This window comes from Streptococcus sp. HMSC064H09 (genome assembly GCF_001812625.1).
Classification (GTDB): domain Bacteria; phylum Bacillota; class Bacilli; order Lactobacillales; family Streptococcaceae; genus Streptococcus.
This window is the reverse complement of sequence record NZ_KV809573.1, coordinates 20,818-21,314: the sequence shown is the minus strand read 5'-3', so window position 1 is coordinate 21,314 and position 497 is coordinate 20,818. Positions and strand designations below refer to the sequence as shown.

1 pseudogene is annotated in these 497 nt (G+C 43.5%); it reads right to left on the bottom strand.

From position 1 onward, the window contains the following. A pseudogene (locus HMPREF2867_RS04135) lies at window positions 1-318 on the bottom strand (hypothetical protein); the annotation flags it as partial. Window positions 319-497 lie beyond the last annotated feature (179 nt).

Genomic DNA, 497 nt, shown 5'->3' with positions numbered 1-497 from the left:
TTGAGCTACTTCTGTAGTTGTTGCTGGTGCTTCTACAATCGGTTGAGATTCTACGGGTGCTGGTGGAGTAAATACTGGTGTTTCCACTGGTGCCACTGTTTCAGACGGTGTCACCGTAACGTTTCCGCCGTTATCAGCGGTGTGGACATTAGACACCGCTGGTTGTGTGTCCACCACTGGTTGAGTGGTTTCATCGGCTGATACTGCCCCAGCTCCAATCAATAGAGCTGTAGCAATAGCGAGCGTGCCACACAATCCAAATGCTTTGCTTTTAGTGAATCCAGTTTTTGCGATTGTTTGAGTGTTGAATGATTTCATGGTATACTCCTTGTATAGATGTTTTTTTCTTGCACAGGCCCTTACCTGTGCTTTTTTTAGTGCCTTCAACGTGCACCCACAACCTCGCCGCTTTGTAAATATGTTTTTTTTAGAAAGATTTTTGTGTGGGTAGTAAAGTATTAATTTTTTGGGGAAAAATTATGGGTATAAGATGCACT